The sequence below is a fragment of the Streptomyces sp. TN58 genome, assembly GCF_001941845.1.
Classification (GTDB): Bacteria; Actinomycetota; Actinomycetes; order Streptomycetales; family Streptomycetaceae; genus Streptomyces.
The window spans coordinates 4160001-4183904 of sequence record NZ_CP018870.1 but is presented as its reverse complement, the minus strand read 5'-3'; the positions used below and the strand labels follow the sequence as shown (position 1 = coordinate 4183904).

23 protein-coding genes and 2 rRNA genes (1 of these 25 cut by a window edge) are annotated in these 23904 nt (G+C 70.8%); 6 read left to right on the top strand and 19 right to left on the bottom strand.

The window, feature by feature from the left end; all coding sequences use genetic code 11:
* Positions 1–8: 8 nt before the first annotated feature.
* Positions 9–380, top strand: a complete 372-nt coding sequence (locus tag BSL84_RS18995; RefSeq protein WP_045323608.1) for a hypothetical protein — start codon at positions 9–11, stop codon at positions 378–380.
* A gap of 13 nt (positions 381–393) precedes the next feature.
* Here BSL84_RS18995 and hemB read toward each other — a convergent pair whose 3' ends face one another.
* On the bottom strand, positions 394–1395 hold the full coding sequence (gene hemB, locus BSL84_RS18990) for a porphobilinogen synthase (RefSeq protein WP_030027035.1): 1002 nt from the start codon (positions 1393–1395) through the stop codon (positions 394–396).
* A gap of 42 nt (positions 1396–1437) precedes the next feature.
* Positions 1438–1845 carry an ATP-binding protein gene (locus tag BSL84_RS18985; RefSeq protein WP_107484916.1) on the bottom strand — a complete coding sequence of 136 codons (408 nt, stop codon included), beginning with the start codon at positions 1843–1845 and terminating at the stop codon, positions 1438–1440.
* 176 nt (positions 1846–2021) lie between these two features.
* Between BSL84_RS18985 and BSL84_RS18980 the strand changes: the two genes are divergently transcribed.
* Both BSL84_RS18980 and BSL84_RS18975 read left to right on the top strand, forming a co-directional pair.
* Positions 2022–2846, top strand: a complete 825-nt coding sequence (locus BSL84_RS18980; protein ID WP_030027037.1) for a helix-turn-helix domain-containing protein — start codon at positions 2022–2024, stop codon at positions 2844–2846.
* Entirely contained in the window at positions 2843–3091 is a 249-nt protein-coding gene (locus BSL84_RS18975) for a DUF397 domain-containing protein (RefSeq protein WP_030027038.1), read from the top strand. The genes BSL84_RS18980 and BSL84_RS18975 overlap by 4 nt, the downstream gene beginning before the upstream one ends.
* Here the strand turns inward: BSL84_RS18975 and BSL84_RS18970 are convergent.
* The 7 genes from BSL84_RS18970 to BSL84_RS18940 form a co-directional block, all read right to left on the bottom strand.
* A complete protein-coding gene (locus BSL84_RS18970; RefSeq protein ID WP_075970796.1) occupies positions 3069–3395 on the bottom strand; it encodes a hypothetical protein in 327 nt (108 codons plus the stop codon). The two genes, BSL84_RS18975 and BSL84_RS18970, sit on opposite strands and share 23 nt — an antisense overlap.
* A 28-nt stretch (positions 3396–3423) precedes the next feature.
* On the bottom strand, positions 3424–4998 hold the full coding sequence (locus BSL84_RS18965) for an ankyrin repeat domain-containing protein (protein ID WP_107484819.1): 1575 nt from the start codon (positions 4996–4998) through the stop codon (positions 3424–3426).
* A gap of 156 nt (positions 4999–5154) precedes the next feature.
* Positions 5155–6822 carry a uroporphyrinogen-III synthase gene (locus BSL84_RS18960; protein WP_045323612.1) on the bottom strand — a complete coding sequence of 556 codons (1668 nt, stop codon included), beginning with the start codon at positions 6820–6822 and terminating at the stop codon, positions 5155–5157.
* The gene (hemC, locus tag BSL84_RS18955) at positions 6819–7787 is read right to left on the bottom strand and encodes a hydroxymethylbilane synthase (RefSeq protein WP_045323613.1); all 969 of its coding nucleotides are present in this window, start codon (positions 7785–7787) and stop codon (positions 6819–6821) included. Before hemC ends, BSL84_RS18960 begins: the two co-directional genes overlap by 4 nt.
* Positions 7784–9466 (bottom strand): glutamyl-tRNA reductase, encoded by a 1683-nt coding sequence (locus BSL84_RS18950; RefSeq protein WP_075970795.1) that lies wholly within the window; start codon positions 9464–9466, stop codon positions 7784–7786. Before BSL84_RS18950 ends, hemC begins: the two co-directional genes overlap by 4 nt.
* Positions 9463–10272: a redox-sensing transcriptional repressor Rex gene (locus BSL84_RS18945; RefSeq protein ID WP_045323615.1), complete on the bottom strand. Its 810-nt coding sequence runs from the start codon at positions 10270–10272 to the stop codon at positions 9463–9465. The genes BSL84_RS18950 and BSL84_RS18945 overlap by 4 nt, the downstream gene beginning before the upstream one ends.
* 272 nt (positions 10273–10544) lie before the next feature.
* On the bottom strand, positions 10545–10823 hold the full coding sequence (locus tag BSL84_RS18940; protein WP_030033557.1) for a glutaredoxin family protein: 279 nt from the start codon (positions 10821–10823) through the stop codon (positions 10545–10547).
* 176 nt (positions 10824–10999) lie between these two features.
* Between BSL84_RS18940 and BSL84_RS18935 the strand changes: the two genes are divergently transcribed.
* From BSL84_RS18935 to BSL84_RS18925, 3 genes are all read left to right on the top strand, one after another.
* Positions 11000–11932, top strand: coding sequence for an HAD family hydrolase (locus BSL84_RS18935; protein ID WP_045323616.1), 933 nt, complete (start codon positions 11000–11002; stop codon positions 11930–11932).
* Positions 11933–12326: 394 nt separating this feature from the next.
* Positions 12327–13145: an ECF subfamily RNA polymerase sigma factor, BldN family gene (locus BSL84_RS18930; RefSeq protein ID WP_045323617.1), complete on the top strand. Its 819-nt coding sequence runs from the start codon at positions 12327–12329 to the stop codon at positions 13143–13145.
* Between the two features lie 235 nt (positions 13146–13380).
* A complete protein-coding gene (locus tag BSL84_RS18925) occupies positions 13381–14589 on the top strand; it encodes a DUF5667 domain-containing protein (RefSeq protein WP_030031484.1) in 1209 nt (402 codons plus the stop codon).
* A gap of 66 nt (positions 14590–14655) precedes the next feature.
* Here BSL84_RS18925 and BSL84_RS18920 read toward each other — a convergent pair whose 3' ends face one another.
* The 10 genes from BSL84_RS18920 to BSL84_RS18875 all read right to left on the bottom strand — a co-directional run.
* On the bottom strand, positions 14656–15675 hold the full coding sequence (locus tag BSL84_RS18920; protein WP_075970794.1) for a lysophospholipid acyltransferase family protein: 1020 nt from the start codon (positions 15673–15675) through the stop codon (positions 14656–14658).
* Entirely contained in the window at positions 15675–16751 is a 1077-nt protein-coding gene (locus BSL84_RS18915) for an NAD-dependent epimerase/dehydratase family protein (protein WP_030029592.1), read from the bottom strand. Before BSL84_RS18915 ends, BSL84_RS18920 begins: the two co-directional genes overlap by 1 nt.
* 95 nt (positions 16752–16846) lie before the next feature.
* A complete protein-coding gene (locus tag BSL84_RS18910; protein WP_003948845.1) occupies positions 16847–16945 on the bottom strand; it encodes a 30S ribosomal protein bS22 in 99 nt (32 codons plus the stop codon).
* A 142-nt stretch (positions 16946–17087) separates the two neighbouring features.
* Entirely contained in the window at positions 17088–17297 is a 210-nt protein-coding gene (locus BSL84_RS18905; protein ID WP_008738568.1) for a helix-turn-helix domain-containing protein, read from the bottom strand.
* 114 nt (positions 17298–17411) lie between these two features.
* Positions 17412–18242 (bottom strand): phosphatase, encoded by an 831-nt coding sequence (locus BSL84_RS18900; RefSeq protein ID WP_030029591.1) that lies wholly within the window; start codon positions 18240–18242, stop codon positions 17412–17414.
* A gap of 99 nt (positions 18243–18341) precedes the next feature.
* On the bottom strand, positions 18342–19490 hold the full coding sequence (locus tag BSL84_RS18895; protein WP_037662667.1) for an acetoin utilization protein AcuC: 1149 nt from the start codon (positions 19488–19490) through the stop codon (positions 18342–18344).
* The gene (locus BSL84_RS18890) at positions 19462–20694 is read right to left on the bottom strand and encodes an MFS transporter (RefSeq protein WP_075970793.1); all 1233 of its coding nucleotides are present in this window, start codon (positions 20692–20694) and stop codon (positions 19462–19464) included. The genes BSL84_RS18895 and BSL84_RS18890 overlap by 29 nt, the downstream gene beginning before the upstream one ends.
* Before the next feature lie 43 nt (positions 20695–20737).
* Complete coding sequence (locus tag BSL84_RS18885) at positions 20738–21391, bottom strand: HAD family hydrolase (protein ID WP_075970792.1); 654 nt, start codon at positions 21389–21391, stop codon at positions 20738–20740.
* Between the two features lie 131 nt (positions 21392–21522).
* Positions 21523–21639, bottom strand: a 5S ribosomal RNA gene (rrf, locus tag BSL84_RS18880).
* Between the two features lie 79 nt (positions 21640–21718).
* Positions 21719–23904: ribosomal RNA gene (locus tag BSL84_RS18875) — 23S ribosomal RNA — on the bottom strand; it runs 938 nt beyond the window's last position.

The window sequence follows — 23904 nt, the reverse complement described above, 5'->3', positions numbered from 1 at the left end:
GTTCAGGCGTGCGTCGCCGAGTTCACTGGAGCCATGACCCCGACCCCGGACACCGGCACCCGCGCGCGTTCGTCGCGCCGCTCGTCTCCACCCTGCTGACGCTGCCGATGGCGGCCGTCGCGTTCTTCTTCGTCGGGCTGGCTCCGATGGCCTGCGACTCCTGCGGGGACGAGGTGAGTGACCGGTTCGACGCCTCCTACAACCTCGCCTTCCCCGTGTTCGGGTTCGGCCTGGTGGTGGTCCTGGTCGTGCTGCTCTCCGCGTGGGCGCTGCCCTGGCGGCGGGGCAATGCCGCCGCCAGGGTGTGTCTGGCCGTGGCCGCCCCGGCCGCCGTCGTCCTCGACTTCGCCGTCTTCCACGGCCTCGTCGACTGGCCGTAGGGCGAAGGGAGCGTCAGCGGGTCTCGCGCAGCCAGCCCGCGACCTCGGTCGCCCAGTAGGTGAGGATCGTGTCCGCGCCCGCGCGCTTGATGCCGAGCAGGGTCTCCAGGATGGCGCGGTCGCGCTCGATCCAGCCCTTCTCCGCCGCCGCCTCGATCATCGCGAACTCGCCGCTGATCTGGTACGCCGCCACCGGTACGTCCACGGCTTCCGCGACCCGGTGGAGGATGTCGAGGTAGGGGCCGGCCGGCTTGACCATCACCATGTCGGCGCCCTCCTCCAGGTCGAGGGCCAGCTCCCGCAGGGACTCGCGGGCGTTCGCCGGGTCCTGCTGGTACGTCTTGCGGTCGCCCTGGAGGGAGGAGGCGACGGCCTCGCGGAAGGGGCCGTAGAAGGCGGAGGAGTACTTCGCCGTGTAGGCGAGGATCGAGACGTCCTCGTGCCCGGTCTCGTCGAGGGCGTCGCGGATGACGCCGACCTGCCCGTCCATCATTCCGCTCGGGCCGACCACGTGGACGCCCGCGTCCGCTTGGACCTGCGCCATCTCGGCGTAGCGCTCCAGCGTCGCGTCGTTGTCGACGCGGCCGTTGTCGTCGAGGACGCCGCAGTGGCCGTGGTCGGTGTACTCGTCGAGGCACAGGTCCGACATGATCACCAGGTCGTCGCCGACCTCGGCCTTCACGTCGCGGATCGCGACCTGCAGGATGCCGTCCGGCTCGGTGCCCGCCGTACCGAGCGCGTCCTTGTTCTCGTCCGCCGGGACGCCGAAGAGCATGATCCCCGCGACGCCCGCCTCGACCGCCTCCACGGCCGCCTTCCGCAGCGTGTCCCTGGTGTGCTGGACCACGCCCGGCATCGCCGAGATGGCGAGGGGTTCGCTGATGCCCTCGCGCACGAAGGCCGGGAGGATCAGGTCCGAGGGGTGCAGCCGGTACTCCGCGACCATCCGCCGCATCGCCGGGGTGGTGCGCAGCCGGCGGGGCCGCGAACCGGGGAAGGATCCGTACGCGCTCATCTTCAGTCGCCTCTTCGAGCTTCGACAGCAGTCGCACCAAGCCTAGAGCCCGTCCGGCGGCCCGCCCGCGCCGACCGCCCTGCCCTCACCTCCCTCCCCGACCTCCCCGTCCGCCCCGACGGCGAACTCGCACCACACCACCTTGCCCGGCACGCGCGGCATGGTCCCCCACCGGTCCGCGACCGCCGCCACCAGCAGCAACCCGCGACCGCCCTCGGCGCTCCGGTTCCCGCGCCCGATGCGCGGCCGGCCGCCGCCGCTGTCGTGCACCTCGACCCGTACGACCCCCTCGAACCTCAGCATCCGCAGCCGGTAGCCGCGGCCGGGCGGGACGCCGTGCAGCAGGGCGTTGGTCGCCAGCTCGCTCACGCAGAGCAACACCTCGTCGTGGCGGCATGTGACACCCCACGCGTGCAATGTCTCTGCCGCGAACTCCCTGGCAGGACGCACAGTCTGGCGGCTGCGGGGATAGAACCGCTCGCGCAGCAAAGCCGGTTGGATTTCCACATTCACCCGCCGATCGTCGCCCTGCGTGACTAGCGTGGAGGAGTCGCGCCACTCGTACTCCTTGATGAGTACGAGTCGGCACGGGTATCTCTCGCACAACGGCGGGGAGTTCAAGGGACATGCCACCACGCAAGAGGCCACGGCCCAACGAGACGGCGATGAAGATGGTCGGCGCTCAGGTCGCCTCCGCACGCATCGCCAGAGGACTGACCCAACGCGCCTTCGCGGAGGCGCTGCACATGGACGTCGAGACCATCGCCTCCATCGAGCAGGGCAGGCGCACCTTGATGCCCAACGTCGCCGAGAAGATGGACCGCGCCCTCGCCCTGCCCGGCCTCCTGGCGGTCGCGGCCAACCGCCTCCCCGAGGTGGACATGGTCCCGGCCTGGGCGGAGGAGTACATGGCGCGGGAGGCGGAGGCCCTGGCGCTGTCGTGGTTCGACACCCTGACCGTTCCGGGGCTGCTCCAGACCGAGGCCTACGCCCGCGCCGTCCTCGGCTGCCGCGTCCCCTTCGTCGGGGAGGAGAAGATAGAGCTGCAGACCGCGCACCGGATGAAGCGCCAGGAGATCCTGCGCCGCGCCGTCCCGCCCACCCTGAGTTTCGTGGTCTGGGAGGCGGCCCTGCGGGACCGGATCGGCGGGGACGAGGTCCACCGGGAGCAGCTCCGGCACCTGCGCGCCTGCGCCGACCGCCCGGCCCTCTCCCTCCAGGTGCTGCCCCTCGGGCTCACCGCCCACGCAGGCCTCGCAGGCCCCTTCATCGTGCTGGAGACACCTGAGTTCCAGCACCTCGCCTACTCGGAAACCCAGCGCGGGAGCTTCCTCGTCAGGGACCCGAACGAGGTCAGCATCCTCTCCCAGAAGTATGCGATGCTGCGGTCACAGGCCCTCAACTTCGCCGAGACGAAGGACCTGTTGGACCGGTTGCTAGGAGAGGCATGAGCACCCCACTGAAGTGGTTCAAGTCCAGCTACAGCAGCGACGAGGGCGGGGCCTGCCTGGAGGCCGCCTTCGCCTGGCGGAAGTCCTCCTACAGCGGTGACGAGGGCGGGGCCTGCGTCGAGGTCGCCGCCTGCACCTGCGCCGCCGAGCAGGTCCACGTCCGGGATTCCAAGGTCACCGACGGGCCCGTCCTCACCCTCGCCCCCGCCGCCTGGGCCGGGCTCACGGGCTGGGTTCGTTCCTGAGCTTCCAGCGCCACAGGCCGTCCGCCCGGGGGTCGTGCTCGCACTCCGGGCGGTCCAGGCGGCCCACGCGCGCGTACGCCTCCACCGTGCGCGGGTCGTCGCGCAGGGCCAGGCCGTAGGCGGCGCTGAGCCGGACGTCCTGGGCCTCGGTGATCTCCGGCGCGCGGTCCGCGCCCCGAGCGGTGGCGCAAGCAGCCTCGGACGCCTCGATCGCCCGCAGGAGCGGGGTCGTGCCGTCCGGCAGTCGCTGGTCCGGGTCGGCGCCTGCCGCGACCAGTGCCCCGGCGACCCCGTACGCGAACACCGCCGCCGCAATGCGGCGTCCCCCTCCGTCATCCGTTCCCCCCGTGGGGCAACGCCTCATTGCGTCCGAGCCAGTCTTCGAGCGCGTTCGCCCGGTGGTCGGGCAGGTGGATCGGGCCGAGTTCCTCCACCCGCGCGTACGCCTCCGGGGTGCGAGGGTCGTCCCGCCGGGCCAGGCCGTAGGCTCCGACCAGGCGCAGGATGCGGTCGTCGGTGTCCAGGAGAGACAGCAGCAGCTCCGTGGCGTCGGCCGTGTCGTCGTCGGAGTCGGCCAGGGCCTCGGCGGCTCCGCCGCGCATCGGGCTGTGCGGGTCGCGGACCAGGTCCCGTACGACAGCCCGGGGTCCGTCCGGGTCTTGGCGTTCGTCCCCGACCAGGATCAGCGCGGCTTGGAAGCGCACCTCGGCATCCGCATCGTGTGTCAGGGCCCGTAGCGCAGCAGCGGCCTCGACCGTCAGGTGCCGGTCGGGCCACCAGAGGCAGTCGGACACCGTCCGGCGCACCCGCGGATCGGGGTGGCCGGCGTGCCGGAGGCCGATGGCCTCCAGTCGGGGGTGTTCCTCGGCGTGCTCGGTGAGGGCCCGGAGCACCTCGGCGAGGACCACGGCTTCCGTCTCCGTCTCCGCCCAGGCGGCGAGGAAGTCGCGGTCGTCCTCGTGGTGCGGGTAGGCCGTGCCGTTCAGGAAGTACTGGCGGGACGCCAGCACGTCGGCGGCGAAGCGCCGATGGTCGGAGGACGGATGGTGCCGCAGGGACGTCACCAGTTCCCGGACTTCTTCGTCGGAGCGTCTGCCCAGCAGGGTGCTGGACTCGGCCCAGTCCACATGGCGGGGGTCCGGGTGCCGGATGGCGCGGGCCACCAGTTCCGTCAGCGGGGTCGGGACGCCGAAGGCCGCCTCCAGGGTGGTCAGGACGGCGCCGTGTCCGGCGCGGACGGTCCGCCCGCCGAGCGTGATCTGCTCGACCTCGTGCCAGTCGTCGTCGACGGTCGAGGTCTTCGCCGGGCCGGTGGCGCCGGTGCGGCGGCGCAGTTCCGCCTCCGCGCCCGTCTCGTACCAGTGGCGGGCCGCGGCGAGCAGCCGCTCGCGCACCGGCTGCGCCAGGGGCAGTTCCGTCGCCGGGAGAGACTGCCCCCACAGCAGCGCCGTGACCGTGGCCGGGGAGCCGCCCTCGACGGCCCGCAGCAGCGGGGTCGTGCCGTCAGGGAGCACCCGGTCAGGGTCGGCGCCGGCCTCCACGAGGGCTTCGACGATCCGGTGCTCGAACTCCGCGACGGCCGTGCACAGCACCGGGAGCCCGCTCCCGTCCGCCGGGTCCGGGGCGGCTCCGGCCCGCAGCAGGGCTCGGACGACTTCCACGTTCCCGGCGGCCACGGCCGCGTACAGCACGGGCAGGCCCTGCGCGTCCGTCGCGTCCGGCGGGGCTCCGGCCCCGAGCAGCGCCTCGGCCATCCCCGGGCCGGGTGCGGTCACCGCCGTACCCAGCACGGGCAGACCGTCCTCCCCCGCCGTGCCGGGGTCCGCCCCCGCCCACAGCACACCGTGGACCTCCGCGAGGTCCCCCGCCCGTACCGCCGCCGCCAGCCGTGCGTCCCGGTCCGTCATCCGCTCCCCCGTCACCCCGTCACCCGTACCGTCCGGCGGTGATCCTCACCGGGCCGGGACCGCCCGCACAACGGGATTACGCGCGAGGGGCCCGGGCGCGTGTGCACCCGGGCCCCTCGACCACTGCTTCGGACCGCGTCCGGCCACCTAAGCCGCTCACGTCGTACGACGCCTGCGCGCGCCCGGGCGGCGCTCGCTCGGCCGGAAGACGGTCTCGCCGGCCGCCTTGGCCGCCTCGCGGCGGGCCGCGCCGTACTCGGCGAGGGCCTCCGCCAGCTTCGACACCGACGGCTCCGGGGAGAGGACGTCGACCCGCAGGCCGTGCTCCTCGGCGGTCTTGGCCGTCGCCGGGCCGATACAGGCGATGACGGTCACGTTGTGCGGCTTGCCCGCGATGCCCACCAGGTTGCGGACGGTCGAGGACGACGTGAAGAGAACGGCGTCGAAGCCGCCGCCCTTGATCGCCTCGCGCGTGTCCGCCGGCGGCGGCGACGCGCGCACGGTCCGGTAGGCGGTGACGTCGTCGACCTCCCACCCGAGCTCGATGAGCCCGGCGACCAGCGTCTCCGTGGCGATGTCGGCCCGCGGCAGGAAGACGCGGTCGATCGGGTCGAAGACCGGGTCGTACGGCGGCCAGTCGTCGAGCAGCCCGGCCGCGGACTGCTCGCCGCTCGGGACGAGGTCGGGCTTGACGCCGAAGTCCACCAGTGCGGCCGCGGTCTGCTCGCCGACCGCGGCGACCTTGATGCCCGCGAAGGCGCGCGCGTCGAGCCCGTACTCCTCGAACTTCTCGCGGACGGCCTTCACGGCGTTGACCGAGGTGAAGGCGATCCACTCGTAGCGGCCCGTCACCAGGCCCTTCACCGCGCGCTCCATCTGCTGCGGGGTGCGCGGCGGCTCCACGGCGATGGTCGGCACCTCGTGCGGCACCGCGCCGTAGGAACGCAGCTGGTCGGAGAGCGAGGCGGCCTGCTCCTTCGTCCGCGGTACGAGGACGCGCCAGCCGAAGAGCGGCTTCGACTCGAACCAGGACAGGTCCTCGCGGCGCGCGGCGGCGCCGTGCTCGCCGACCACGCATATGACGGGGCGGGCGCCCTCGGGCGAGGGCAGCACCTTGCCCTGCTTGAACACCTGGGCGATGGTGCCCAGGGTCGCGCACCAGGTGCGCTGCCGCGTCGTCGTGCCGGAGACCGTCACGGTGAGCGGGGTGTCGGGCTTGCGCCCGGCGCTCACCAGCTCGGCGGCCGCGGCCGAGACGGTTTCCAGGGTGGCGGAGACGACGAGGGTGCCGTCGCTGGTGCCGGCCTCGCTCCAGCAGCGCGCCGAGGCGGTCTTCGCGTCGACGAACCGCACGTCCGCGCCCTGCTTGTCGCGCAGCGGGACACCGGCGTACGCGGGTACGCCGACGGCGGTCGCGACGCCGGGCACCACCTCGAAGGGGATCCCCTCCGTCGCGCAGGCGAGCATCTCCTCGGCGGCGTTGCCGTCGAGTCCGGGGTCGCCCGTGACGGCACGCACGACCCGCCTGCCGGAGCGTGCGGCCTCCATGACAAGATTGGCCGCGTCCCGGATCACCGGGACCCCGGCGGCTGCTGACATTTCGTCAGCTACCGTCAGCTGCGGCGTGTCGACACCCGCGCGCGCATGCGTCCGTACGACTTCGAGCACCTCGGGCTCCGCGATCAGTACGTCCGCGGCGGCGAGCGCCTCGACGGCGCGCAGCGTCAGCAGACCCGGGTCGCCCGGGCCGGCGCCGAGGAAGGTGACCCGCCCGTGGGCGGCGACGGCCGGAAAAGCGGAGGTGGTCGGAATTGAGGGGTTCAAAGCGATCGCTCCCCCATCAGACCGGCCGCGCCCTTGGCCAGCATCTCGTCCGCGAGTTCGCGGCCGAGCGCCATGGCCTCGTCGTACGACTGGGGCACGGGACCGGTGGTGGACAGCTGCACCAGCGTCGAGCCGTCGAGGGTTCCGACGACGCCGCGCAGGCGCATTTCATTGACATTCCGTCCGTCGGCCAGCAGGTCGGCGAACGCGCCCACGGGTGCGCTGCAGCCGGCCTCCAGGGCGGCGAGCAGAGAACGCTCCGCGGTCACGGCGGCCCGGGTGTGCGGGTCGTCGAGCCGGCCGAGCGCGGCGATGAGGTCCGTGGAGGACGCGGGGCACTCCACGGCCAGGGCTCCCTGGCCGGGGGCGGGGAGGATGCTGTCGACGGACAGCAGGTCGGTGGCCTCGTCGCCGCGGCCGATCCGGTTCAGGCCGGCGGCGGCGAGGACGACGGCGTCGAGTTCGCCGTCGCGGACGAAGCCGATGCGGGTGTCGACGTTGCCGCGGATCGGGACGGTCTCGATCCGCTTCCCGAGCGAGCGCGCCAGGTGGTTGAGCTGCGCGGTGCGCCGCGGCGAGCCGGTCCCGATGCGGGAGCCGTCGGGCAGCTGCTCGAAGGTCAGGCCGTCGCGGGCGACGAGGGCGTCGCGGGCGTCCTCGCGCCGCGGCATGGCCGCGATGACAAGGTCGTCGGGCTGGGCGGTCGGCAGGTCCTTCAGCGAGTGCACGGCGAAGTCGACCTCGCCGCGCAGCAGCGCGTCGCGCAGCGCGGTGACGAAGACGCCGGTGCCCCCGATCTGGGCGAGGTGCTCGCGCGAGACGTCGCCGTAGGTCGTGATCTCCACGAGCTCGACGGGTCGGCCGGTGATCGCCCGGACCGCGTCGGCGACGTGCCCCGACTGGGACATGGCCAGCTTGCTCCGCCGCGTACCGAGCCGCAGCGGCTGGTCGGGACGTGTGTTCATGATGCCCGTCCTGGGTCGTCGTCGTTCTTCGGATCGGCCGCGTCCGCCCGGCTGACGGAGGCAACCGTCTGAGGGTCGAGGTCGAAGAGTTCACGCAGCGCTTCGGCGTACCCGGCGCCGCCGGGCTCGCTGGCGAGCTGCTTGACGCGCACGGTCGGCGCGTGGAGGAGCTTGTCCACGACGCGGCGCACGGTCTGGGTGACTTCGGCGCGCTGTCGCTCGTCGAGGTCGGGGAGCCGTCCGTCGAGGCGGGCCACTTCCATGGCCACGACCTCGGCCGCCATGGCCCGCAGGGCGACGACGGTGGGCGTGATGTGGGCGGCCCGCTGCGCCGCGCCGAAGGCGGCGACCTCCTGGGCGACGATGCCGCGTACGGCGTCGACGTCGGCCGCCATGGGGGCGTCGGCGGAGGCTTCCGCGAGGGACTCTATGTCCACGAGGCGGACGCCGGGGATCCGGTGCACGGCCGCGTCGATGTCCCTGGGCATGGCCAGGTCGAGCAGCGCGAGACGGACGGCGGTCGCGTCGGTGTGGGTACGGGCGCTCCTGCGGGGCTGCCGCTGTGCGGCGGCCTCGCCCTGGTCGGCCCAGGTGCCGTGCAGTTCGAGGGAGTTGGCGTCGACGCCGGTCAGCGCGGAGCGTCCGTCGGGGCCCACGGGGCACCCGTCGGCCTCCGGGGCGGCGGTGATGGTCCGCGCGGCCCCGGCGTCCGCGATCCGGCCGCCGGCTGCTGCCGCGGCGACCAGCCGGGCGAGCACGTCGGCGTCCAGCCCCGCCGGCGCGGGAGTGGCGGCGGTCGGCTCCGGCCCGGCCGGCGGGTGGGGTGCGGGGTCGGGGGCGGCGTCCCAGGCGACGGCGGCGAGCACGTCGTCGGCGGTCAGTACGAGCCCGGTGGCCCCGGTGCAGGAGACGACCACGTCGACCCGGGTCAGCTCGTCGGCGACCTCGGCCATCGGGATGGCCGAAGCCCGCACACCCGTGCCTGAGGCAACCAGAATTTCCGCGAGTCGCTCCGCCCGCTGGGCGGTGCGGTTCGCCACGACGACCTCGGCGACGCCGACCCGGGCGAGGGTCGCCGCGGCCAGCGAGGACATCGATCCGGCTCCGATGACGAGGGCCCGCTTGCCGTGGGCCCACTCGGCGACCGGGGTGCGCACCGCGAGCTGCTCCAGCCCGAAGGTCACCAGCGACTGGCCGGCGCGGTCGATGCCGGTCTCGGAGTGCGCCCGCTTGCCGACCCGCAGCGCCTGCTGGAACAGGTCGTTGATCAGCCGGCCGGCGGAGTGCAGTTCCTGGCCCAGTGCGAGGGCGTCCTTGATCTGGCCGAGGATCTGCCCCTCGCCGACGACCATCGAGTCCAGTCCGCACGCCACCGAGAACAGGTGGTGCACCGCCCGGTCCTCGTAGTGCACGTAGAGGTAGGGGGTGAGCTCCTCCAGCGCGACACCGCTGTGCTGGGCGAGCAGCGTGGACAGCTCGGCGACGCCGGCGTGGAACTTGTCCACGTCCGCGTACAGCTCGATGCGGTTGCACGTGGCGAGCACGGTCGCCTCCGTCGCCGGTTCGGCGGCGAGGGTGTCGTGCAGCAGCTTGGTCTTGGCGTCGGCCGACAGCGAGGCGCGCTCCAGCACGCTCACGGGTGCGCTGCGGTGGCTCAGCCCGACGACGAGCAGGCTCATGCCGGCATCACCGCCGGGACGTCTCCGTCGGGGCCGCCCTTGCGCGCTTCGGCGGCGGTGCGCCCGGCCGGCGGGACGACGGCCGCGGCGGGGGCCGCGCCGCCCGCGGTGGAGCCGGGCTCGGTGGCGGCCGCGGCGGCCTCCTCGCCGGCCTTGCGCTGCTCGTGGAAGGCGAGGATCTGGAGCTCGATGGAGAGGTCGACCTTGCGTACGTCGACGCCGTCGGGCACGGACAGCACGGTGGGGGCGAAGTTCAGGATGGAGGTGACACCGGCGGCGATCAGCCGTTCGCTGACCTGCTGGGCGGCGCCGGCCGGCGTGGCGATGACACCGATGGAGACGCCGTTCTCCTCGATGATCTTCTCCAGGTCGTCGGTGTGCTGGACGGCCATGCCGGCGACCGGCTTGCCGGCCATGGCCGGGTCGGCGTCGATCAGCGCGGCCACGCGGAAGCCGCGCGCGGAGAAGCCGCCGTAGTTGGCGAGGGCGGCGCCGAGGTTACCGATACCGACGATCACTACCGGCCAGTCCTGGGTCAGGCCGAGCTCGCGGGAGATCTGGTAGACGAGGTATTCGACGTCGTAGCCGACGCCGCGGGTGCCGTAGGAACCCAGGTACGAGAAGTCCTTGCGCAGCTTGGCGGAGTTGACTCCGGCCGCGGCCGCGAGCTCCTCGGAGGACACCGTGGGGACCGATCGCTCGGAGAGCGCGGTCAGGGCACGCAAGTACAGCGGAAGCCGGGCGACAGTGGCCTCGGGAATACCTCGGCTGCGGGTCGCCGGTCGGTGAGTTCGGCCAGTTGCCACGATGCTCCTGCGGGATGAGCGGGGCTGCAGGCGGCCTCTTGTCCCAGGACCGCCCCGTCGACAGCAGGCTATGCCTTTGTGAACGCGTGCACAAAGATTGTGTCCGCTTTGTCCGACCAAAGTGACCGGGGTCACGCGACATCGGCGCCCCATCACGGAACCGAAGCCGCGCCGAACCCGTTCAAATACCAAAGGGGGCAAAACCGTGCACACTCCTCACAGATACGCCCCCAGACCCCACAAATCGCCCATGATGGTAACCGGGAAGAGGCTCAGCCCCCCAATGCCCGCCGGAGCCGGTCGGGGTTCACCCTCCAGAAGGTGTGCTGTTCGCCGTCAACCAGGACCACCGGGATCTGCTCCCAGTGGAGCCGGTAGAGCTCCTCGTCCTGCGAGATGTCCTTCTTCTCCCACCGCGCACCGGTCTCGGCGCACACCGTCGCGACGACCTCCTCGGCCTCGTCGCACAGGTGGCACCCCGGCTTCCCGATGAGCGTCACCATGCGCTCACCGGGGCTCTTCTTCTCTTTACGGCGCAACAAAGGGCTCATGCCCCCATTCTCCCGCGCCCGCCCGCCCCGCCGGCCGCGCCTGCCCGGCACCCGCCCGAGCCGCAGGCCGCGCCCGGCGGGGCGGCGGGGCTGCTTCCCGGCGGCGCCGCGCAGAGTTGACGCCTCCGTTTCCCACCGGTTCGGGAACTCCCGAACACAGTGGCTATGCTCGCGTCATGGCCGCTCCCGGATGGCTCTCCCCTCGCAGGCGCTCCGCCACAGCACGCAGCGTGCTGGCGGGAGAGGCCTCTGCCGAAGCCGCCCGCAAGACCGCGCTGGCCGAAACCGCCGGTGCCGCAGAGGCTCCGGCAGCCGAGCCCGTCTTCCCGGTCGCCGGCGACGACCTCGCCGCCGCCTTCTTCGACCTCGACAACACCGTCATGCAGGGCGCCGCGATCTTCCACTTCGGCCGCGGCCTCTACAAGCGGGAGTTCTTCCGGCGCCGCGAACTCGCCCGCTTCGCCTGGCAGCAGGCCTGGTTCCGGCTCGCCGGGGTCGAGGACCCCGAGCACATGCAGGACGCCCGAGACAGCGCCCTGTCCATCGTCAAGGGCCACAAGGTCTCCGAGCTGATGGCCATCGGCGAGGAGATCTACGACGAGTACATGGCCGAGCGGATCTGGCCGGGCACCCGCGCCCTGGCCCAGGCCCACCTCGACGCCGGCCAGAAGGTGTGGCTCGTCACCGCCGCCCCGGTGGAGACCGCCACGATCATCGCCCGCCGACTGGGTCTGACCGGCGCCCTGGGCACCGTCGCCGAATCCGTCGACGGCGTCTACACCGGCCGCCTGGTCGGCGAGCCGCTGCACGGCCCCGCCAAGGCCGAGGCGGTCCGCGCCCTGGCCGCCGCCGAGGGCCTCGAACTCGAACGCTGCGCCGCCTACAGCGATTCGCACAACGACATCCCGATGCTGTCACTGGTCGGACATCCGTACGCGATCAATCCCGACACAAAACTGCGCAAGCATGCCCGGACCAACGACTGGCGGCTGCGCGACTATCGGACCGGCCGCAAGGCCGTGAAGGTCGGCGTCCCGGCGGCGGCCGGAGTCGGCGCCATCGCCGGCGGCGCGGCCGCGGCCGTCGCCATGCACCGGCGCCGCAAGTAGCCGCTCCCGGCCCAGGCCCAGGCCACACGGCGCCCCGCACCGCGCCCCCGGCCGCCCGGCACCACACCCTCCCCGGCCCCCGCCCCTGCCCCGGGCATTCGTCACCCCTACCCGCGCCCCGGGCGCGGCACTCCGCCCTGCCCCACTCGGTCGCAGGCCCCCTTGGAAGCGTCCATTCCGCGTACCCAAGCGATCAAGAATCGATCACCAACCGCGACTGAATATGCCCTCGACACGCAACAGAAGTGTCGGAACCGGTGATTTGAGCAACTGGGTGTAGCGCTGCCTGTACGAAGCGTTATTCTCCTCAAACGCATGCCACCGGCCATCTGTCGCCACGACGGATGAACGGTCCCGCACTGCACGTGATGGAAGCTCTGCCTCTGGGAGTCCCGTGTACCCACCTGTCGGGGTTGACGCCTCGGGCCTGGCTCAGCTGCGCGCAACGGTCCTCGACCACCTGCGCGGCTTCGTCCCCACCGCGTACACCGCCCCCGCCTTCGCCGCCGCGGTTCCTGCCGGCCTCGGCCCGGCCGGTCCCTGCTACGCCCTGACCGACGGCGGGGCGACGGTGGGCAGACGAGGGCGCCCGGCCGCCGGCGGCTCCAGCGGCGCAGCCGGCACGGGCACCCAGGCCGCCCCCCGCCGCCCCCTGGCGGACAGCGACCAGGCCCGCATGATGGACCTGGTCGAACGCGCCCAGGCCGGAGAGGCCGAGGCCTTCGGCCGCCTCTACGACCAGTACAGCGACACGGTCTACCGCTACATCTACTACCGCGTCGGCGGCAAGGCGACCGCGGAGGATCTCACCAGCGAGACCTTCCTGCGCGCCCTGCGCCGCATCTCCACCTTCACCTGGCAGGGCCGCGACTTCGGCGCCTGGCTCGTGACGATCGCCCGCAACCTGGTGGCGGACCACTTCAAGTCCAGCCGCTTCAGGCTGGAGGTGACCACCGGTGAGATGCTCGACGCCAACGAGGTGGAGCGCAGCCCCGAGGACTCCGTCCTGGAGTCCCTCTCCAACGCGGCCCTGCTGGAGGCCGTACGGAAACTGAATCCGCAGCAGCAGGAGTGCGTGACCCTGCGCTTCCTGCAGGGCCTCTCGGTCGCCGAGACGGCCCGGGTGATGGGGAAGAACGAAGGCGCCATCAAGACGCTGCAGTACCGGGCGGTCCGCACCCTGGCCCGCCTCCTCCCCGAAGACGCCCGCTGACGGACCGCCCAGACAACACACCCGACCTCACATCCGGTGACCCCTCGATGACGCTGTGGTCCGATCATCCTTCGTCCGTAACCCAACTGCCGCGACGCTCGTTGTGCGGAATGCAGGCTCCCTGTGGACACGCCCTGACTGAAGCCGCTCACTCGAAAGTGTGGGTGTGCTCAAGGAAGGCAACCTTCCGGACACCTTGGGGAGTCGATCGTCATGACGAGAGGAGGTGCCGCCAGTGATCGCGAACGTGACCCCGCACCGGCGGGCGAACGCCTTCGCCCAGGCCCTGGAGGATCGGAACCCATCCGACCTTTCGGAACCGGACCCGGCGGCCGAGCAGTCCGAGGCACCTGCCGAATCTGCTGACCACGACCGGTTGTTGGCCCTGGCGAGCGTGCTCGGCGAACGAATGCCGCGCCCAGTGCTGGACCCCGAGGTCAAAGTGGTGCAGCGAGCGCAGCTCGTTGCGGCCATGGAGGCCATGGTGCTGGAGGAGAGGGCCGGGGGCGGTGCCGCCTCGGACCCTCTGGTGCCCGAGCAGCGGACCGGCCGCGGCGCCCACCGGGCGACCCCGCTCCGGAAATTGCGGCCCCGCTCCCGCTGGTCCAAGGGCATCGCAGCGGGCGGCCTCACCGTGGGTGTGGCCGCGGGGGCCTTCAGCGGAGTGGCCGCTGCCAGTTCCGACGCCCTGCCCGGTGACCACCTCTACCCCGTGAAGCGGGGCATGGAGGACCTCAAGCTGGGCATGGCCGACGACGACGCCGAGCGCGGAGAGCTCTATCTCGACCGGGCCTCCAACCGCCTGTCGGAGGCCCGCAGGCTGATGGAGCGGGGTCGGACGGGCAGCCTGGACCACGAGTCCCTGGGCGCGATCCGGCGGGCGCTCTCGGGCGTCAAGCACGACGCCGAGGAGGGCCACCGCCTCCTTCAGGCCGCCTACGACCGGGACGGCTCACTCGGCCCGATCCAGACGCTGTCGTCGTTCTCCCGCTCCCACCGCGACACGTGGGGCAAGCTGCGCGAGAAGCTGCCCGTGCAGCTGACCGACGTCGGCGGCGAGGTGGACTCGGTCTTCCAGGCCATAGACGAAGACGTGGCGCCGCTCCAGAGCCTGCTCCCCAAGGCGCCGGAGCAGAGCCGCGGCGGCGCCGGCTCGTCGGGCTCCCCCGCCAAGCCGGAAGCTCCCGGCGGTGCCCAGCAGTCCAGCCCCGCGGCGGGCACACCGTCCGGCGGCAGCCCCGCCCCGTCCCCCTCGGGCAGCACCCGGCCCCCGGCCGACGGCGGCCTCCTCGGCGGTACGGGCGACCTGCTCAACCCGCCCGCGGGACAGTCGGCGCAGCCCTCGGCGGGCACCCCGACGAATCCGAAGCCGGAGATCACCCTCCCGCCCCTGCTTCCGGGTCTCCTCCCGGGTCTGGGCCTCAACGCGGAGGACGCGGAGTAGCAGCAGGCGGAACGGTGGTGGGCCGGGGCAGCGCCCCGGCCCACCACCGCACGTCACTGCAACCCGTCAGAAGAAGACGGATCTCCGCTGCACCAGCAGCTTGTACAGCGTGTGCTGGATCTGCTCCCGCACCTGGTCCGTCAGGTTGAACATCAGCATCGGGTCCTCCGCCGCCTCCGCGGCGTACCCGTCCGTCGGGATCGGCTCCCCGAACTGGATCGTCCACTTCGTCGGCAGCGGCACCGCCCCGAGCGGCCCCAGCCACGGGAAGGTGGGCGTGATCGGGAAGTACGGGATCCCCAGCAGCCGCGCCAGCGTCTTCGCGTTCCCCACCATGGGGTAGATCTCCTCGGCCCCCACGATCGAGCAGGGCACGATCGGCGTGCCCGCCCGCAGCGCCGTCGACACGAACCCGCCGCGCCCGAACCGCTGGAGCTTGTACCGGTCCCCGAACGGCTTCCCTATCCCCTTGAAGCCCTCCGGCATGACACCGACCAGCTCCCCGGCCTCCAGCAGCCGCTGCGCGTCCTCCGCGCACGCCAGGGTGTGTCCCGCCTTGCGGGCCAGCTCGTTGACCACGGGCAGCATGAACACCAGGTCCGCCGCCAGCAGCCGCAGGTGACGCTCCGCCGGGTGGTGGTCGTGCACCGCCACCTGGAGCATCAGCCCGTCCAGCGGCAGCGTCCCCGAGTGGTTCGCCACGATCAGCGCACCGCCCTTGGCCGGGATGTTCTCGATTCCCTTGACCTCGACCCGGAAGTACTTCTCGTACAGGGGCCGCATCAGGGACATCAGGACCTGGTCCGTCAGCTCCTTGTCGTAGCCGAAGTCGTCGACCTCGTACTCGCCGGTGACCCGCCGCCGCAGGAACGCCAGCCCGCCGGCGATCCGCCGGTCCCAGCCGTCACCGCGCCCCGCGGGGGCCGCCTCCGGTTCCGCCCCGGAAGCGGCCGGCTCCCCCGGCACCGGCTCCCGCAGCGCCGGCTCCTGCGCGACCGGCTCGGGCGGCGGCACGGACCGCACCCGTCGGGGCATCCGCCGGCGCGGCCGGTCCTCGTCGAACGGAATGACCTTGGCGTCCGCCACTATCGTCTCGCTCCCTCAACCGTCTCGACGTCGTCCCGCGGGCCCTGCGCGTCCAGCATGTCCGCCATCCGGTCCACGGCCCGCCCGACCCGCTCGGGCGGCAGCAGCCCGTTGCCGCGGCTGCGCGCGAAGTCCGCGAAGGTCTCGGTGGTCGTGTAGAGCGGCTCGAAGCCGAGGACCTCGCGCATCTGCGTGGTCTCCACGACCCGGCCGTGCGTGAGCAGCCGCATCTGCTCGGGTGAGAAGTCGGTGGCCCCGACCGCCCGCAGCGCGGACCCCACCCAGGTGAGCGCGGGCAGCAGCAGCGGCAGCGTGGGCCGCCCCAACCGCCGCGAGCACTGCGACAGCAGCAGTACGCCGTCACCCGCGATGTTGAAGGTCCCGCTGTTCAGCGTTCCACGCCGGGGCTCCCGCGCGGCCAGCGTCAGCACCTCCAGCACGTCGTCCTCGTGCACGAACTGCAGCCGCGGGTCGTAGCCCAGCACGGTCGGCATCACCGGCATGGAGAAGTACTCGGCGAGCGCCGAATCGGCGAAGGGGCCCAGGATGTTCGCGAACCGCAGCACGCACACCGCGACGTCCGGCCGCCGGCGCGCGAAGCCCCGTACATAGCCCTCGACCTCGGCGGCGTCCTTGGCGAAACCGCCCGACGGCAGCGACTTGGGCTGCGTGGTCTCGGTGAAGACGGCCGGATCCCGCGGGGTGCCCCCGTACACGCTGGTACTGGACTTCACCACGAGACGGCTTACCGTCGGCGACTTCTGGCAGGCGCCGAGGAGCTGCATCGTCCCGATGACGTTGGTCTCCTTGACCGCGCTGTGCGCGCCGCCCGCGACCGGCCGGCCGCCGGTGACCGCCAGATGGACCACCGTGTCCACGGCGTGCTCGGCCAGCACCCTGGCGATCGACGACTGCCGGATGTCCGTACGGACGAACTCCGCGGACCCCAGCCGGTGCGGCGGTGCCACGGCGTCCACCGCGATCACCCGCTCGACCTCCGGGTCGCGCTGGATGCGGCGCACGAAGCGGCCGCCCAGCTGCCGGGCAGCCCCGGTGACGAGTACGACCTTCCCCACGAGCTCAGCGCCTCCCTCGAAGAAGTACCCGGCTGCACCGCAGCCCCTCCACCAAGGATGGTGGAGGGGCTGCGGAGAACACGTACAGCTGCCGTTTACTTCTTGTTACGGCGCTGGACGCGGGTGCGCTTGAGCAGCTTGCGGTGCTTCTTCTTAGCCATCCGCTTGCGCCGCTTCTTGATAACAGAGCCCACGACTACCCTCGCTCACTTCTCTTCACTGGTGCGGGGCGTCTGGGCCCACACGACCTACGTCGGCCTAGCCTACCCGCCCAAGCTCCGAGCCCGTAATCCGAGTGCTTCCCAGGGGTTACGAAGGTGTCGGGAGCCGTCAGTCTCAGGCCGACTCCACCCCCACATAGGACTCTCGGAGGTACTCGTGGACCGCGTTCTCGGGGACCCGGAAGGACCGGCCCACCCGGATTGCGGGCAGATGACCGTTGTGCACCAGCCGGTACACGGTCATCTTCGACACTCGCATCACCGAGGCGACCTCCGCCACGGTCAGGAACTGAACCTCACTGAGAGGCCTCTCGCCAGCAGCCATGACACACCTTGACCTTCCGCGCATGACGGGCACCGGCTTCCCCTCCGGTTACTCCTCGTCGTCGCACGCTCACTCCCCAGAGTAGGGGCGCGTGATACGAGTGGGGAAGAGGAGCTACGGCCACTCCTGTCGCCCCGTCAGACTCGCCCGGCCCAACACGAACCGGGCAAGCGGATGGTAGTAGTCCGATCGCACGGCGTCATCAAGCGGAACGGCCACCGAGACCCGCCCCTCGGCCTCCCCCACGAACAGCGCGGGATCGTCCGTGTCCGCCAGCCCGATCGCCTCCACGCCGAGCTGACCTGCGCCGCAGACCCAACCGTGATCCCCGACCACCAGGTCCGGGAGCGGCCCCCCGGCCTCCGCGAGCGCCCCCAGCGCCAGCCGAACCGGCAGCGGCGAATGGCTGTGCACGCCGGTCGCACTCCCCGGCGCCCGCACGCCGGGTTCCCGCACCAGTGCGACCCCCCGTACGTAGGCGATGCAGTGCGTGCGTACGCCGAACCGGGTCGCCATGTCGACACACGCCCCCTGCGCCGGGGTGAGGACAACACATCCCGCCGCCGACATCGCCTCCGCCAAACCGGCGTAGAAGCCCAGGAGCCGATGCGGATGACCCGTCCCGAACAGCACGTGCGACCGGGCCCGCACCGCCTCCCGCAACCGCCCCGCGAACGCCTCCAGCGCCGCCACCGTACGTTCAGGATCGATCACGTCCGGCCCGCTGACGTGCGAAGGGTCCGCCGAGACACCGCACTTGTCCGCCATCAGCCGCAGCAGCTCGCCCTCGCCCCAGCCCCGCTCGGGGTCCAGCCCCAGCAGCACCCGCGGGTCCCGCGCCGCGAACAGCCGGTAGCTGCGCAGGCTCTCCTCCCGGGAGGTGGCGATCGGCCCGGCCAACCGGGCGGCCAGCAGATGCGCACGCAGCGCGCCGGTGCTCAACACCCTCCGATGCTCCCCCACCGCACCTGTCGGGTCATCAATTCCGGCGAACAGCCCCACAGTTGGCGTAACGATGCATCACTGCCGTCCCGCCCCCCGCGATCAGGCCAGCATGCCCCGCAGCGGGAAGACCGCCCGGCGCGTCGCGAGAACGGCCTGATCCGTACGGTCCGCCGGGTCGTAGCCCGCCTCCCAGTCCAGCCACGACGGACTGCGCCCGTCGGTCATCCGCCCCGGCGCCACCTGCCGTGTCCGGGCGTACACCTCGTCGCGCCACGATGCCGGGACCGCCGCCTGCGGATCCACCGGCCGGTGCGCGGCGATCCCCACCAGATGCGTCCACGACCGCGGTACGACGTCCACCACCGCGTACCCGCCGCCGCCCAGTGCCAGCCACCGCCCGTCCGCGTACTCGTGCGCCAGGTCGTGGCAGGCCTCCTGCACGGCCCGCTGGGCGTCCAGGGACACCGCCAGGTGGGCGAGGGGGTCCTCGAAGTGCGTGTCGGCCCCGTGCTGGGTCACCAGCACCTGCGGCCGGAAGTCCGCCAGCAGCTCGGGCACCGTCGCGTGGAACGCCCGCAGCCACCCCTCGTCACCGGTCCCGGCCGGCAGCGCCACGTTCACGGCCGACCCCTCCGCCGCCGTCCCGCCCGTCTCCTCCGGCCAGCCGGTCTGCGGGAACAGCGTCCTCGGATGCTCGTGCAGCGAGACGGTCAGCACCCGCGGGTCGTCCCAGAAGGCGGCCTGCACACCGTCCCCGTGGTGGACGTCCACGTCCACGTAGGCCACCCGCTCCGCGCCCAGTTCCAGCAGCCGGGCGATGGCCAGCGACGCGTCGTTGTACACGCAGAAGCCGGCCGCGCCGCCCGGCATCGCGTGGTGCAGCCCGCCCGCGAAGTTCACCACGTGCCCGGCCTCACCCCGCCAGATCGCCTCGGCGCCCGCCACGGACTGCCCCGCGATCAGCGCGGACGCCTCGTGCATCCCCCGGAAGGCCGGATCGTCCATCGTGCCCAGCCCGTACGAGCCGTCCGCGACACCGGGGTCGGCGGACACCTCCCGCACCGCGGCGACGTAGTCCTCCCGGTGGACGAGCCTCAGCGTCGACTCCCCGGCCGCGGGGGCCGCCCGTACCTCCAGCGCCCGGTCCAGCCCGAAGGCGCGCACCAGGCCCATGGTCAGCGCCAGGCGCACCGGGTCCATCGGGTGGCTCGGCCCGAAGTCATACCCCGTTACCGCCTCGTCCCACATCAACAGCCCGGTCACCGGCTCGCCGCTCATGGTCGACACCGTATCGGGCCTCCCGCGGTCCGAACGAGCGGGCATGGAACAGCGTGACCAGCACGAGGACCATCGGCACGAGCATCGCGCCCCGGTAGCTCCAGGCGTCCCCGATCGCGCCGACGAGTGGCGAACCGATCAGGAAACCGACGTAGTTGAAGATGTTCAGCCGCGCGACCGCCGTGTCGGAGGCGCCCGGGAACAGCCGCCCGGCGGCCGCGAACGTCTGCGGCACGATCACGCACAGCCCGATCCCCAGCAGCGTGAAACCGAGCATCCCCGTCCACACCCCGGGTGCCGCCGCCACGACCGCGAACCCGGAGGCGGCGACCAGCGTCCCGCCGCGCACCACGGCCACGGCCCCGAACCGCCGCACACCCAGGTCCCCGACGGCCCGGCCCACCAGGGTCGTCACCATGTAGACGTTGTAGGGGACGGTCGCCGTCTGCTCCGAGCTCCCGAGCACGTCCTGGAGGTACTTGGCACTCCAGTTCGCCACCGTCGAGTCCCCGATGTACGCGCACGCCATGACCAGGCACAGCGGCAGCAGCAGCGCGAACCCCCCGGCGCCGAGCCCCTTCTCCGGTTGGGCGTCCGTGGCGGCGCGGTCCGCCCGGTCGGCGTAGTGGCGGCTGCCCAGGAGCACGAGCGGCAGCAGCACGGCCACCGCCGGCAGGTAGCCGGCCAGGAGGCCCAGCTGGGCGTGCGCCCCGTACCAGGCGGCCGACGCCCCCAGGATCCCGCCCAGGCTGTAGGCGGCGTGGAAGCCGAGCATGATGCTGCGGCCGTACGCCCGCTGCAGGCTGACCCCGAGCATGTTCATCGAGGCGTCCAGCGCCCCCACCGACAGGCCGAACGCCCCCAGGGCGACTGCCACGTGCCACAGCCGCTCGCCGGCGCCCACCCCGAGCAGGGACAGCAGGACCAGCGGCTGGGCCCACCGCAGTACGACACTCGGCGCGACCCGTTTGACCAGGTGCTCGGTGCCGACGCTCGCCACGCCCGCAAGGACCGGGACGGCGGCGAGGAACACGGGCAGCAGCCCGTCGGATATCGCGTACCGGTCCTGGATGGCCGGGATCCGGGTGACGAGCAGGGCGAAGGTGACGCCCTGGACGAAGAAGCTGAACCCCAGCGCGCCGCGGCCGCGGCGCAGCCGCACATCATCGGTCATGGCGGGTCAGCGTAGGCCTCGGCACTACCCGTGGGTAGAGAGATCACACGGGGAGTTGCAGGAGCAGCGGGAGCTGCATCATGTCGCCGAAGTAGCCGGTGGCGCCGGGGAGCTCGTCCGAGGGCAGCAGCGCGGTGTACCCGTACACGTCCATCCCGGCGGACGCGGCGGCCCGGACCCCGCGGGGACTGTCCTCGACGACGGCGCACCGGGCGGGCTCGACGCCCATGTGCCGTGCGGCGTGCAGGTAGAGGTCGGGCGCCGGCTTGCCGAGGCCCACGTCGTCCGCACTGAAGATCCACTCCTCTTCGAACCACCCGTCGAGGCCGGCGACCCGGTGCCCGACCCGGATCCGCTCGTGGCCGCTCGCGGAGACCAGGCAGTACCCGATGCCGTGGGCGGTCAGCGCACCGAGGATCTCCTCCACGCCGGGGACGGGCTTCAGCTCCTGCTCGAACGCGGCGCAGATCCGTGCGTGCAACGTCTCGTCGAAGTCCGCCGGCAGCCGCTCCCCGCTCCGCTCCAGGACGAGCTCGTGCACACGGCGCACGGAGGCTCCCATGTAGTCGCGGACCGACTCCTCGTACGTGGTCGGGTGCCCCAGCTCGGTCAGGTACCCGGCGAGGACGGTGTTGGCGATCGGCTCGCTGTCCACCAGCACGCCGTCGTTGTCGAAGATGACGAGGTCGTAGCCCATACACCCACATTACGGAGGAAAGGGGATGCCGAGCGGTTCCGCCGTGCCCACCCCGGTAGCGGGTCACCCGACCGGCCCGTGAACGCAGAAAAGCCCCGCACCAGAAGGTGCGGGGCTTTCCCACAATGATTGTTCGGCGGCGTCCTACTCTCCCACAGGGTCCCCCCTGCAGTACCATCGGCGCTGAAAGGCTTAGCTTCCGGGTTCGGAATGTAACCGGGCGTTTCCCTAACGCTATGACCACCGAAACACTATGAAATTCTGAACATGCTGGTGTTCTCACAGCCGTTCGTTATTTCAGAACTAACACAGTGGACGCGAGCAACTGAGGACAAGCCCTCGGCCTATTAGTACCAGTCAGCTCCACCCGTTACCGGGCTTCCACATCTGGCCTATCAACCCAGTCGTCTACTGGGAGCCTTACCCTCTCAAGGAGGTGGGAATACTCATCTTGAAGCAGGCTTCCCGCTTAGATGCTTTCAGCGGTTATCCCTCCCGAACGTAGCCAACCAGCCATGCCCTTGGCAGGACAACTGGCACACCAGAGGTTCGTCCGTCCCGGTCCTCTCGTACTAGGGACAGCCCTTCTCAATATTCCTACGCGCACAGCGGATAGGGACCGAACTGTCTCACGACGTTCTAAACCCAGCTCGCGTACCGCTTTAATGGGCGAACAGCCCAACCCTTGGGACCGACTCCAGCCCCAGGATGCGACGAGCCGACATCGAGGTGCCAAACCATCCCGTCGATATGGACTCTTGGGGAAGATCAGCCTGTTATCCCCGGGGTACCTTTTATCCGTTGAGCGACGGCGCTTCCACAAGCCACCGCCGGATCACTAGTCCCGACTTTCGTCCCTGCTCGACCCGTCGGTCTCACAGTCAAGCTCCCTTGTGCACTTACACTCAACACCTGATTGCCAACCAGGCTGAGGGAACCTTTGGGCGCCTCCGTTACCCTTTGGGAGGCAACCGCCCCAGTTAAACTACCCATCAGACACTGTCCCTGATCCGGATCACGGACCGAGGTTAGACATCCAGCACGACCAGAGTGGTATTTCAACGTCGACTCCACCCCAACTGGCGTTGGGGCTTCAAAGTCTCCCACCTATCCTACACAAGCCGAACCGAACACCAATATCAAACTGTAGTAAAGGTCCCGGGGTCTTTCCGTCCTGCTGCGCGAAACGAGCATCTTTACTCGTAGTGCAATTTCACCGGGCCTATGGTTGAGACAGTCGAGAAGTCGTTACGCCATTCGTGCAGGTCGGAACTTACCCGACAAGGAATTTCGCTACCTTAGGATGGTTATAGTTACCACCGCCGTTTACTGGCGCTTAAGTTCTCAGCTTCGCAACCCCGAAAGGTCACTAACCGGTCCCCTTAACGTTCCAGCACCGGGCAGGCGTCAGTCCGTATACATCGCCTTACGGCTTCGCACGGACCTGTGTTTTTAGTAAACAGTCGCTTCTCGCTGGTCTCTGCGGCCACCCCCAGCTCACGGAGTAAATCCGATCACCAGGAATGGCCCCCCTTCTCCCGAAGTTACGGGGGCATTTTGCCGAGTTCCTTAACCATAGTTCACCCGAACGCCTCGGTATTCTCTACCTGACCACCTGAGTCGGTTTAGGGTACGGGCCGCCATGAAACTCGCTAGAGGCTTTTCTCGACAGCATAGGATCATCCACTTCACCACAATCGGCTCGGCATCAGGTCTCAGCCTTGTATGAGGGACGGATTTGCCTACCCCTCGGCCTACACCCTTACCCCGGGACAACCACCGCCCGGGCTGGACTACCTTCCTGCGTCACCCCATCGCTTACCTACTACAAGTCTGGTTCGTCGGCTCCACCACTTCCCTTCACCCGAAGGATCCAGGACGGCTTCACGGACTTAGCATCGCCTGATTCGATATTGGGCGTTTCAAAGCGGGTACCGGAATATCAACCGGTTGTCCATCGACTACGCCTGTCGGCCTCGCCTTAGGTCCCGACTTACCCTGGGCAGATCAGCTTGACCCAGGAACCCTTAGTCAATCGGCGCACACGTTTCTCACGTGTGTATCGCTACTCATGCCTGCATTCTCACTCGTGAACCGTCCACAACTAGCTTCCGCTGCTGCTTCACCCGGCACACGACGCTCCCCTACCCATCACAGCGGGCGTTGGCCCTATTGCTGCAATGACACGACTTCGGCGGTACGCTTGAGCCCCGCTACATTGTCGGCGCGGAATCACTTGACCAGTGAGCTATTACGCACTCTTTCAAGGGTGGCTGCTTCTAAGCCAACCTCCTGGTTGTCTCTGCGACTCCACATCCTTTCCCACTTAGCGTACGCTTAGGGGCCTTAGTCGATGCTCTGGGCTGTTTCCCTCTCGACCATGGAGCTTATCCCCCACAGTCTCACTGCCGTGCTCTCACTTACCGGCATTCGGAGTTTGGCTAAGGTCAGTAACCCGGTAGGGCCCATCGCCTATCCAGTGCTCTACCTCCGGCAAGAAACACACGACGCTG

What these genes read in the sequence shown, in the direction of transcription:
- hemB (WP_030027035.1), bottom strand. Translation starts at nt 1,395, where the DNA reads ATGAGCGCGTACGGATCCTTCCCCGGTTCGCGGCCCCGCCGGCTGCGC.
- BSL84_RS18980 (WP_030027037.1), top strand. Translation starts at nt 2,022, where the DNA reads ATGCCACCACGCAAGAGGCCACGGCCCAACGAGACGGCGATGAAGATG.
- BSL84_RS18975 (WP_030027038.1), top strand. Translation starts at nt 2,843, where the DNA reads ATGAGCACCCCACTGAAGTGGTTCAAGTCCAGCTACAGCAGCGACGAG.
- BSL84_RS18965 (WP_107484819.1), bottom strand. Translation starts at nt 4,998, where the DNA reads ATGACGGACCGGGACGCACGGCTGGCGGCGGCGGTACGGGCGGGGGAC.
- hemC (WP_045323613.1), bottom strand. Translation starts at nt 7,787, where the DNA reads ATGAACACACGTCCCGACCAGCCGCTGCGGCTCGGTACGCGGCGGAGC.
- BSL84_RS18950 (WP_075970795.1), bottom strand. Translation starts at nt 9,466, where the DNA reads ATGAGCCTGCTCGTCGTCGGGCTGAGCCACCGCAGCGCACCCGTGAGC.
- BSL84_RS18940 (WP_030033557.1), bottom strand. Translation starts at nt 10,823, where the DNA reads ATGAGCCCTTTGTTGCGCCGTAAAGAGAAGAAGAGCCCCGGTGAGCGC.
- BSL84_RS18935 (WP_045323616.1), top strand. Translation starts at nt 11,000, where the DNA reads ATGGCCGCTCCCGGATGGCTCTCCCCTCGCAGGCGCTCCGCCACAGCA.
- BSL84_RS18905 (WP_008738568.1), bottom strand. Translation starts at nt 17,297, where the DNA reads ATGGCTGCTGGCGAGAGGCCTCTCAGTGAGGTTCAGTTCCTGACCGTG.
- BSL84_RS18895 (WP_037662667.1), bottom strand. Translation starts at nt 19,490, where the DNA reads ATGTGGGACGAGGCGGTAACGGGGTATGACTTCGGGCCGAGCCACCCG.
- BSL84_RS18890 (WP_075970793.1), bottom strand. Translation starts at nt 20,694, where the DNA reads ATGACCGATGATGTGCGGCTGCGCCGCGGCCGCGGCGCGCTGGGGTTC.
- BSL84_RS18885 (WP_075970792.1), bottom strand. Translation starts at nt 21,391, where the DNA reads ATGGGCTACGACCTCGTCATCTTCGACAACGACGGCGTGCTGGTGGAC.